Origin of the sequence: Paraburkholderia aspalathi, assembly GCF_900116445.1 — a bacterium.
GTDB lineage: Bacteria > Pseudomonadota > Gammaproteobacteria > Burkholderiales > Burkholderiaceae > Paraburkholderia > Paraburkholderia aspalathi.
Map to the genome: position 1 here is coordinate 1 of NZ_FPBH01000071.1, position 9,385 is coordinate 9,385.

At 59.7% G+C, this 9,385-nt stretch carries 9 protein-coding genes; 4 read left to right on the top strand and 5 right to left on the bottom strand.

Annotation, left to right across the window (positions count from 1 at the left end):
- Positions 1–202: 202 nt before the first annotated feature.
- Both BM438_RS44045 and BM438_RS44050 read right to left on the bottom strand, forming a co-directional pair.
- Complete coding sequence (locus tag BM438_RS44045) at positions 203–508, bottom strand: single-stranded DNA-binding protein (RefSeq protein ID WP_054043526.1); 306 nt, start codon at positions 506–508, stop codon at positions 203–205.
- 150 nt (positions 509–658) lie between these two features.
- A complete protein-coding gene (locus tag BM438_RS44050) occupies positions 659–1,567 on the bottom strand; it encodes a LysR family transcriptional regulator (protein ID WP_093647795.1) in 909 nt (302 codons plus the stop codon).
- 152 nt (positions 1,568–1,719) lie between these two features.
- Between BM438_RS44050 and BM438_RS44055 the strand changes: the two genes are divergently transcribed.
- The 3 genes from BM438_RS44055 to BM438_RS44065 all read left to right on the top strand — a co-directional run bounded on the left by BM438_RS44055 (position 1,720) and on the right by BM438_RS44065 (position 4,089).
- On the top strand, positions 1,720–2,463 hold the full coding sequence (locus BM438_RS44055; RefSeq protein ID WP_093647797.1) for an SDR family oxidoreductase: 744 nt from the start codon (positions 1,720–1,722) through the stop codon (positions 2,461–2,463).
- A gap of 79 nt (positions 2,464–2,542) precedes the next feature.
- On the top strand, positions 2,543–3,439 hold the full coding sequence (locus BM438_RS44060) for an SDR family oxidoreductase (protein ID WP_093647800.1): 897 nt from the start codon (positions 2,543–2,545) through the stop codon (positions 3,437–3,439).
- 203 nt (positions 3,440–3,642) lie between these two features.
- Complete coding sequence (locus tag BM438_RS44065; protein ID WP_244179617.1) at positions 3,643–4,089, top strand: hypothetical protein; 447 nt, start codon at positions 3,643–3,645, stop codon at positions 4,087–4,089.
- A 51-nt stretch (positions 4,090–4,140) separates the two neighbouring features.
- On the opposite strand, the gene BM438_RS44070 is transcribed toward BM438_RS44065, so the two are convergent.
- From BM438_RS44070 to BM438_RS44080, 3 genes are all read right to left on the bottom strand, one after another.
- Positions 4,141–5,166 (bottom strand): aldo/keto reductase, encoded by a 1,026-nt coding sequence (locus BM438_RS44070; RefSeq protein WP_054043530.1) that lies wholly within the window; start codon positions 5,164–5,166, stop codon positions 4,141–4,143.
- A gap of 39 nt (positions 5,167–5,205) precedes the next feature.
- Positions 5,206–6,936, bottom strand: a complete 1,731-nt coding sequence (locus tag BM438_RS44075) for a tetratricopeptide repeat protein (RefSeq protein WP_093647805.1) — start codon at positions 6,934–6,936, stop codon at positions 5,206–5,208.
- 330 nt (positions 6,937–7,266) lie between these two features.
- A complete protein-coding gene (locus BM438_RS44080; protein ID WP_093647807.1) occupies positions 7,267–7,815 on the bottom strand; it encodes a DUF4142 domain-containing protein in 549 nt (182 codons plus the stop codon).
- Between the two features lie 402 nt (positions 7,816–8,217).
- Here BM438_RS44080 and BM438_RS44085 point away from each other — a divergent pair, with 402 nt between their 5' ends.
- Entirely contained in the window at positions 8,218–9,198 is a 981-nt protein-coding gene (locus tag BM438_RS44085; protein WP_093647809.1) for a chemotaxis protein, read from the top strand.
- The last annotated feature ends 187 nt before the right edge of the window (positions 9,199–9,385 follow it).

Genomic DNA, 9,385 nt, shown 5'->3' on the forward strand with positions numbered 1-9,385 from the left:
CCTTGAATTCTTCAGGAATGTTCCGTCTGCTCATTTCTCACCTCAGTTGGAGAATTATCCCCTTTAGAGGTGTCCAGGTTCATTGAACCACTACAGTGTCGCCCCGCACAGGGGCAACGCTAATAGACCACTAACAATTCAAGGAAAGGCCAAAGCCCTCAGAACACGGCCAAATGCCGCCGCAAAAGGCAAAAACCAACCATTACCCTTCTCGCAAATACCCCACAAGCACCTTATGCGCAACCATATCCACAGCAGGCTTAATCAACCCATTCTTGTCGGTCCAAACCTTCGGCGTCAACGCACCACTCAACGCGACGCTATCCGCGTCACCAAGAGCGAGCAGCGCAGTCTGCACCTCATCATCAAACGCAATCACGTTAACGAAAATCGTATCGCCATCATTGGTGGTCGCCCGGACCTTGCAGGTCACAAAGCGCTTACCATTCTGCCCCGTGCGGATCTGCGCCTCGCCGTATAAGCGCCCGCCCACCAGTCCATCGATCATCGTCCTGCTCCTATTATTCCCCACCGTGCAAAAAGCAAAATCGCCGAGCACGGCCCGTATGATCCCACGATACGCAGCGCGGCTTACGCAAAAGCACGAACTGCTCGCGCCATATGACAATCGCCGCGCGCCTGCGCTGAACTCACACGCTTACCGTGAACCCGTCTGCGCACCTGCCGCCTCGAAAATATCCCGCAGCCATTGCGCAAACACCCGCACCCGCGACGACAACTGGCGATTCTGCGGATACAGCACCGAAACCGGCATCGGCGGCGGCGGGAATTCCGCGAGGATGATCTTCAGCCGCCCTGACGCGAGTTCACTCATCACGCGGTATTGCGGCACTTGCACGATGCCAAGCCCGGCCACCGCCGAACCTGTGTAGAGATCGGCACCCGTCACAGATACTGTCGACGGCAAGTACGTGGCCGTATCGCGCCCGTCAATTCTGAATTCGAGCGGCACCGGCTTGCCCGTCGCGCTGGATAGATAATTCACCGCGCGATGCGTGGACAAAGCCGACGGATCGGCCGGCTCGCCGTACGCTTCCAGATAAGCCGGACTCGCCACCGTCACTTGCGGCAATTGCGCCACGCGCCGCCCCACCATCGACGAATCCTGCAGATTGCCCGCCCGCAACACGCAATCGATCCCCTCCCGCACCAGATCGACCAGCCGGTCGTCCTCGCCGATCGTCAGTTCGATGTCGGGAAATCGCGCGAGAAACGCCGGCAGCGCCGGCACGACGAAGTGCCGGGCCAGCGTGCCCTGCAAATTCACACGCAATAGGCCCTTCGGCGCGATGTTGGAAAACGAACCCTCCGCCTCCTCCATATCGGCGATCAGCCGCACGCAGCGGCGGTAATACGCCTCGCCGTCGTGCGTGAGACGTACAGAGCGCGTGGTGCGCTCGAGAAGCCGCGCGCCGAGCCGCTGCTCCATGCGCTTCATCAGGTTGGTGACGGTGGCGCGCGGAATCTGCAGGTCGTCCGACGCGCGCGTGAAGCTTTGCCGCTCGGCGATCCGGATGAACACCCGCATTTCCTCGAAACGATCCATGGTTGATGCCTTTGCCGGGCTGGAGATCCGGCTGCCCGTCGGCCAATTATTAAAGTAAATGGAATGATGATGGCAAGTCTAACCCGATTATCTCAGCGACGAAAGCGACCATGATTCACCTCACCAACCCACCAGACAGAAGGAAACGAATCATGAACACGATCAAAAACGCTCAAGTCGCCATCGTTACCGGCGCATCCCGCGGCATCGGCGCAGCAGTTGCGCAACGCCTCGCCAAGGACGGCTTTGCAGTTGCCGTGAACTACGCATCGAGCTCGACGGAAGCCGATGCGCTGGTCGCGGAACTCACAGCGGCAGGCACCAAAGCCATCGCCGTGAAGGCCGACGTTGCGAACGCCGACGACGTGCGTCGCATGTTCGAAATCACCGAACAGCAACTCGGCAAAGTGGACGTGCTGGTCAACAACGCAGGCGTGCTGAAGACGCTGCCGCTCGCCGACACCAGCGACGCGCTGTACGACCAGACCTTCGGCATCAACGTGCGCGGCACCTTCAACACGCTGCGCGAAGCGGCCGCACGGATGAACAACGGCGGACGCATCGTCAACTTCTCGAGCACGACGCTGGCGCTGAACATGCCGGGCTACGCGATCTACAACGGCACCAAGGCCGCCGTCGAAGCCTTCACGCATGTGTTCGCCAAGGAATTGCGCGGCCGCGACATCACCGTCAACGCGGTGGCGCCGGGCCCGATCGCGACCTCGCTGTTCCTCGACGGCAAGACCGAAGAACAGATCCAGACGTTCGCGAAGATGCCACCGCTGCAGCGTCTCGGCCAGCCGGACGACATCGCCTCGGTGGTGTCCTTCCTCGCCGGGCCGGATGCAGGCTGGGTCAATGGCCAGGTCCTGCGCGCCAATGGCGGTGTGGCTTAACTGAGCTTGAAAACACACAAAGCGCCTCTCTCACAGCAGCTTTAAACGTCGTATCACTTTCACGACTCGGAGCAGAAAAATGCAGAAGAACGTCATCCTGGTTACGGGCGCGGGTACGGGCATCGGCAAGCTCACCGCGCAATCGTTGGCCGAAGCCGGCCATATCGTCTACGCGACGATGCGCGATGTCGAAGGACGCAACAAGCCGCGCGCCGATGAAATTCGAGCGCTCGCCCAAGCGAAGGACATCCAGTTGCATCCGCTTGAACTCGATGTGTTGTCGCAAGAATCCGCCGATGCCGCCGCCGCGACGATCATTCGCGAGCAAAGACGGCTCGACGTGGTGATGCAGAACGCGGGCCATCTGGTGGTCGGTCCGACCGAAGCGTTCACGCCCGAGGAAATGGTGAAGGTATTCGACACCAACCTGCTCGGCGCGCAGCGTGTCAACCGTGCGGTGCTGCCGTATCTGCGCCAGCAGGAAGCGGGCTTGATGTTGTGGATCAGCAGCACGACGACCAAGGGCGGTTTTCCTCCGTTCCTCGGGCCTTACGGCGCTGCAAAGGCGGCGATGGATTCACTGGCCGTCACCCTCGCCTACGAAATCGCGCGCTTCGGTATCGAGACCTCGATCGTGGTGCCGGGCGCGTTCACTCGCGGCACCGCACACTTTCCGAGTGCCGGCAAACCTGCCGATGCGGAGCGCGCCGCCGCGTATGCACGCTATGACGGCGTGATGGATCAGATCGGCGAGCGTCTGTCCGAACTCACACCGGACGACGCCGATCCGCAAGCCGTGGCCGATGAAATCGTGCGGATCGTCGCGTTGCCGTCAGGCGAGCGGCCGATGCGCTCGGTGATCGACTTCGTCGGCGACGGCGCGCGTGAAGTGCTCGAAGTCTCGGAACGCATGCGCATCGAGTTCGCCAAACGCATCGGTATGGGCGATTTGCTCGAAGCGAAGATCAAGCGGTAATCAATACATGACCGTGGGGGACGCTGAGGCTGACTGATAGACCTTTGCGTCCCGCCGTTCCTTTCCCGCTTTGAACCCACACGCTCATGAAACCCTCAATCCTGCTCGCCTGCGCCGTGCTGCTGCCGTTTCTGATCACCGCTTGCGATGCGCGACAACAAGCTCAGTCGCCGGACGCATCCGTCACCACGCGGAGTACAGCCATGAAACCCTCAGTGACTTATCTTCATCTGTTGAAGCACACGCCCTTCTTTACGAGCCTCACAACCGAACAATTGCGTTGGGTGATCGGCCATTCGCATGAATGGGAAGCGCAATCTGGCACCGTGGTCGCGCAATGCGATAGCAGCGCTCACGGCGGCACTGCGAATGATCAAGGCATGTGGATTCTTTTAGACGGTGGCTGGCAAATCGAATACGGCCAACAGTCGTATCCGGCCGGTCATGCGAGTGCGGGAAAATGGTTTAGCGCGACTGTGACCGATCGGCCATGCAGCCTTGTCACGACCGAACACAGCTATGTGATGAAAATCGAACGCGCCGATTTTGACGTGATGCTCAAACAAGGTTTCGCATTCGATCAACATCTCGATGCAGGGCGCCGCTATTACAGCGAACTGTTCGCCGCTCCGGCCGAACTCGTTAAATAGCAGTCGAGCCGGAGCGGATGGTTACGCCGTGGCAAAGCCAAAGAAGCGTACTTAAACCGCCTTCGGATTACGCTCCGTAAATCCTTCCTGATGCCAATACGGATACGCGGGACGTACAGCGCTCGCAGCGTCGAGTTTCGCCACCTGTTCGGGCGTCAGATTCCAACCCACCGCGCCGAGGTTCTGCCGCAACTGCTCTTCGTTGCGCGCACCGATCAGCACCGTCGATACGGTAGGCCGCTGCAGCAGCCAGTTCAGCGCGATTTGCGGCACGGTCTTACCGGTTTCGGCCGCAACCTCATCGATTGCATCCAGCACGCGGAACAGGTACTCGTCCGGCACCGGCGGCCCCATGTCAGAGGTTTTATGCAGCCGGCTCGTTTCCGGCAACGGCTGGCCGCGTTTGATCTTGCCGGTGAGACGTCCCCAACCGAGCGGACTCCACACCACAGCACCCACACCTTGATCGACGCCAAGCGGCATCAACTCCCACTCGTAATCGCGACCGATCAACGAGTAGTAAGTCTGGTTCGCGACATAGCGCGGATAGCCGTAACGATCCGCGGTGTCCTGCGATTTCATCAGATGCCAGCCGGAGAAATTCGACACGCCGGTGTAGCGGATCTTGCCGGCGCGCACGAGATCGTCGAGCGTCGACATGACTTCGGCGACAGGCGTCTTCGCGTCGAAACCGTGTAACTGGAACAGGTCGATGTAGTCGGTTTGCAGACGCTTGAGCGCTGCGTCCACCGCCTGAATCAGATGAAAGCGCGACGAGCCGACATTGTTCGGACCGTCGTCGAAACGGAAAGTCGCTTTGGTCGAAATAATCGCTTTGTCGCGCTTGCCCTTGAGCGCTTCGCCGAGCACCGACTCGGAAGCGCCGCTCGAATAAATGTCGGCGCTGTCGAACATCGTAACGCCCGCATCGAAACAGATGTCGATCAGACGACGCGCTTCGGCGACGTCCGTGGCGCCCCACGCCTGGAAAAACTCACCCTTGCCGCCGAATGTGCCCGTACCGAAACTCAGTACCGGCACCTTTAAACCAGATGCACCCAAATGCCTGTATTCCATTGACGATTCTCCGTGTCGTAGCCATCGATAAACGGACGTTTAGTCTACGCGCGTCTCGGCAAACGTGCCGGCGAGCGCGGCCAGTGCATCACGCGCGTTTCGAATCACGCTGTCCCAATCGCCCAATGCCGGCTGCCGGAACAATTTCGCTTGCGCATACCAGGGCGTATCTGAGCGCTCCAGCATCCAGCGCCAGCAAGTGTCGAAACGATTCAGAATCCATACCGGCTTGTCTAGCGCGCCAGCCAGATGCGCGGTGGATGTGTCTACGGATATCACCAGGTCGAGGTTTGCCACCAGCGCGGCAGTGTCGGCAAAGTCATCGAGTTCTTCGGTGTAGTCAATGACGTTAGGGTGCGAATCGCTGTGTGGTAACTGAAGCGCAGACGGTCCCTTTTGCAGACTGAAGAACTGCACGTTCGGCACATCGAGAATCGGTGCGAGCCGCTCGAACGTAATCGAACGGCGTGCGTCGTTCTTGCGGAGCTCGGCGACATGCGGCCGGTTTCCGCCGGCCCACACGAGTCCGACCTTCGGGCGCCCTTCTGCTTGCTCAGCGATACGCTCGTGCCATTCACGCGTTGCTTGCGGGTCGGCGAACAGATAAGGCGTCTTTGACGGAATGCTCGCGAGATCGGTCTTGAATGCAAGCGGCAGACTCAGCAATGGGCAGTGACAATCGAACGGCGGCAGAACCTGGCCCGCTTCGATCAATTGATCCACGCCGTCGAGCGTGGACATTAGCCGCATCAACTCATCTGGCACTTCGAGCACGACTTTTGCACCGAGCTTCGACACCATCCCGGCATAGCGGCAGAACTGCAGCGTGTCGCCGAGACCCTGCTCCGCGTGAAGCAGAATTGTTTTGCCGTCGATCGAAAAATCGCCCAGCCAAAGCGGTTGCGCGAAGGTGCGCCGGCCTGCTTTGATCCGGCTACGCTCCCAACGCCATTCGTACTCTTTCCAACCCGCTTCCAGTTGCCCCAGTTGCAGCAGACACAACGACTGGTTCCAATGCGTCTCGGCAGCGGCGGGATTGACGGCCAATGCGCGTTCATAGCTCTGCAATGCTTGCGCGTGCTCACCGAGATCGACCTGGGTCAGTCCAAGGTTGTTCCAGGCATCGGCAAATGCAGGTGCGAGTTCGAGCGCGCGCTCATAGCATTGCCGCGCGTCGTCCGCCTGATTCAGGTCGCTGAGCGCGTTGCCGCGATTGCTCCACGCGTCGGGATAAGTCGGCTGCAATGCGAGTGCGTGATCGCAGCTTGCGAGCGCATCGGCGGGACGGCCCAGATCGCGCAGCACGCAGGCGCGATTGTTCCAGGCTTGCGCGAAATCCGGTGTCAAGGCGATTGCGCGATCAAAGCTGCTGAGCGCATCAAGGGACAAATTCAGGCCGGCTTGCGCGTTGCCGCGATTGTTCAGTGCGTCCGGGAATTTCGATTGCAATGCGAGCGCGCGATTGGCGCTCGCGAGTGCTTCGTCGAAACGTTGCAGGGCATTGAGCGCATAAGCGAGATTCGAATGGATGGGCGCCTGTTTCGCATTGATGGCGAGCGCCTTTCTGAGGAGCTCGATGCCTTCCTGGAGGCGACCCGCCTGCAGCGCAAGTGAGCCCAACAATTGCAGCGCCTCGAAATGGCGTGGCTTGAGTTCGAGAATCTCACGATAGAGTTCTTCGGCCTCGGCGAATGCGCCGTTCTGCTGAAGCGCGACGGCTTGCCGAAGCATATGGTCCAACTGTTGCGGGAGATTGGCAGGCTTGCTCATGAGGTGAGCTTGGATTGAATGCGTGTGGAACCGGGAAACCGCTTTCAAGCTTGCTGAGTCGCGGCGGAAGCCACGCGGGTCAGGCTTGAAAGAACGAAGCCGATTATCGCCGAAAAGAACGCGTTTGGTCTGCTGTGTGCAAGCGGCTTCGAATGTGCGCGAGCGGGAGGGAGAACTGCTTGTTTTGGGGGCGAGTTTTGCAGGCGTCTCTTTTAGACGTGTTTTTAAGCGGCTTTCTATGCCGCGTTGCGGCGCGCGTCACGTCGCTACGTGACGCGCGCCTTGATGCCTGGACTGTGGCTGGTGTGACTGATGTGTCCGATGTCCGGCTTACTGGGCAGTCAGATGCTTACGCTTGGCGAGATCCTGAGCCATTGCGTAGTGCTCCTGGATGGTCGGGAGTGCCTTTTTCGCCGCGTCCTTCAATTGTTCGTCGCGGCCCGATGCGATTTCCGCCTGGAAGGCCGACAGCGCTTTCTGTTCGCCGGCGAGCGCGACCTGCTCGATGTAGGTCTTGTCGAAGTCGGCGCCGCGCAGGTTATTGATGCTCGCGAGCACCGCCGGGTCCGGATCGTTCTTCGGCACGTCGACGCCACGCGGGCTAGCGGCGCGCAGCGCGTCGGATATTTTCGCGTTGTCGTTCGACACGCGCTCAGCGAATGCCTTCACGTCCCGGTCGGTTGAGCGCGAAGTGGCGATGCGTGCGGCGTCGCGTTGCGTGGCGACAGCCTTGGTGGCGTCGGTGATAAAGGTCTGGTCGGCGGCATGAATGCGAACTGCATCCGGCGCGGCCGCAGTCTGGGCACTGGCCGAGGTAGCGACAACCATAAGGCTGGCCATGCAGGCACTGGTGATGGCGGCGAGAGGCAAGCGGATCATACGTTCTCCTTGGAGTGGAAGCGAAACGACGGAGATGCGAGTGCGCCTTGGCCATGGCACGCGATTGCACTGAACCTTGCAAGTCGCTTGCGACTGGCTAACGGCGCCGCGCTCTTATCGCTGTGCATTCTAGGAGGCGCACTACCCAGCATGTGAAACCATGCTGTCGCTTCTGTAACGTTAGGTAACCTTCATACGAAATACCTGTTTTTGCTGTACGGCCACCGGCGTCTTCCTGCCCCGAATAGCGGCTTGGTGTAAACCAGAAAACACCGGCAAACCGCCTGAATTCACTGAACTTTCCTGCTACTGCGCCGATAACAGAAAGGTAGGGCACGCGCCAGGGCCGAACGAACGGTATGCATGGCGCACCACTCGCACCGCAATCCCTGGAGAGATTCGATGGCAGTAGATCACCGCGCGAACGATGAACGCAGCAATCTGACGAGTTCCAATAAATTCGAGTTGCTGCTGTATCGGCTGGGTTCGGTTCCCGGCAGCGACGCGCATGAGCTTTACGGCATCAACGTCTTCAAGGTGCGTGAAATCTCGACGATGCCGCCGGTGACGCCGATTGCGGGTTCTTCGCCGTTCGTGATGGGCGCGGTGGACATTCGCGGCCAGATTATTCCCGTGATCGACTTGCCGCGCCTGATGGGCTGCGAGCCGACGCGCGGTTTGAACATTTTGCTGGTGACGGAATTCGCGCGTTCGACGCAGGCTTTTGCGGTCGAGGAAGTGGACGACATCGTGCGGCTCGAATGGAACCAGGTGCTCTCCGCGGAAGGCGCGGCCGGCGGTAATCTGGTGACGAGCATTGCACGTATCGACGGCAACACGGGCGATTCGCGGCTTGCCCAGGTGATCGACGTGGAGCAGGTGTTGCGTGACGTGTTTCCGTCACAGCATCCGAGCGTCGACCCGACCTCGGTGGGTGACGCGCTTGGCATCCGCCCTGGCGCGAAGATTCTCGCCGCTGACGATTCCGGTTTTGCGCGCAAGCTGATCGAGCAGGCGTTGAGCGCGATCGGCGCAGACTACGTGATGACCAAGACTGGCGAAGAGGCGTGGAATACGTTGCAGCAGATTGCGCGTGAAGCGCAGGCTAACGGCACGCGGGTGAAGGACAGTATTGCGCTGGTGTTGACTGATCTCGAGATGCCGGAGATGGACGGGTTCATGTTGACCCGTCAGATCAAGGCTGATGAGCGGACTCGGGATATTCCGGTGATTATTCATTCTTCTTTGACGGGTGCAGCCAACGAGGCGCATGTGAAGAATGCTGGGGCGAATGGGTATGTGGCTAAGTTTGCAGCCGGTGAACTGGCTAATGCTATTCGTAATGCGCTTGGGGCGCCTGCGGCGGAGGGGGTTGTTGTTTGAAGGTTTTCGGTTTTTTTGCCTTCGTGGCGCTTGTTGTTCGTGTTCTTAGGGCGTTGGCCTTTCCTTGTTCTGGCTTTGGTGCCTTTCCTTGAATTGTTAGTGGTCTATTAGCGTTGCCCCTGTGCGGGGCGGCACTGTAGTGGTCAAGTAAACCTGGACACCCGGAAAGGGGAATATTTAAAAAAGT

What these genes read in the sequence shown, in the direction of transcription:
- BM438_RS44045 (WP_054043526.1), bottom strand. Translation starts at nt 508, where the DNA reads ATGATCGATGGACTGGTGGGCGGGCGCTTATACGGCGAGGCGCAGATC.
- BM438_RS44050 (WP_093647795.1), bottom strand. Translation starts at nt 1,567, where the DNA reads ATGGATCGTTTCGAGGAAATGCGGGTGTTCATCCGGATCGCCGAGCGG.
- BM438_RS44055 (WP_093647797.1), top strand. Translation starts at nt 1,720, where the DNA reads ATGAACACGATCAAAAACGCTCAAGTCGCCATCGTTACCGGCGCATCC.
- BM438_RS44060 (WP_093647800.1), top strand. Translation starts at nt 2,543, where the DNA reads ATGCAGAAGAACGTCATCCTGGTTACGGGCGCGGGTACGGGCATCGGC.
- BM438_RS44065 (WP_244179617.1), top strand. Translation starts at nt 3,643, where the DNA reads ATGAAACCCTCAGTGACTTATCTTCATCTGTTGAAGCACACGCCCTTC.
- BM438_RS44070 (WP_054043530.1), bottom strand. Translation starts at nt 5,166, where the DNA reads ATGGAATACAGGCATTTGGGTGCATCTGGTTTAAAGGTGCCGGTACTG.
- BM438_RS44075 (WP_093647805.1), bottom strand. Translation starts at nt 6,936, where the DNA reads ATGAGCAAGCCTGCCAATCTCCCGCAACAGTTGGACCATATGCTTCGG.
- BM438_RS44080 (WP_093647807.1), bottom strand. Translation starts at nt 7,815, where the DNA reads ATGATCCGCTTGCCTCTCGCCGCCATCACCAGTGCCTGCATGGCCAGC.
- BM438_RS44085 (WP_093647809.1), top strand. Translation starts at nt 8,218, where the DNA reads ATGGCAGTAGATCACCGCGCGAACGATGAACGCAGCAATCTGACGAGT.